Below are 236 nucleotides of genomic sequence, written 5' to 3'. Positions count from 1 at the left end.
CTCTGTGGCCGGTCGAGGATTTCGGCGCTGCCGCTTTCCTCGACCAGGCCCTGGTGCAGGAACAGCACCTGGCTCGACACCTGGCGGGCAAACCCCATTTCATGGGTGACCATGAGCATGGTACGTCCTTCCTCGGCGAGCGTCTGTATCACCTTGAGCACTTCGCCGACCAATTCCGGGTCGAGTGCCGAGGTGGGCTCGTCGAACAGGATGATTTCCGGCTCCATGGCCAGCGC

The 236-nt window shown here is 62.7% G+C and carries 1 pseudogene; it reads right to left on the bottom strand.

Features of this window, described 5'->3' with window-relative positions:
* A pseudogene (locus FQ664_RS26965) lies at window positions 1–236 on the bottom strand (histidine/lysine/arginine/ornithine ABC transporter ATP-binding protein); the annotation flags it as partial.

Origin of the sequence: Pseudomonas persica (assembly GCF_900291015.1) — a bacterium.
In the GTDB taxonomy this organism is placed as follows: domain Bacteria; phylum Pseudomonadota; class Gammaproteobacteria; order Pseudomonadales; family Pseudomonadaceae; genus Aquipseudomonas.
Note: the sequence above shows the minus strand (reverse complement) of the source record. Positions and strands in the feature narration are given on the sequence as shown.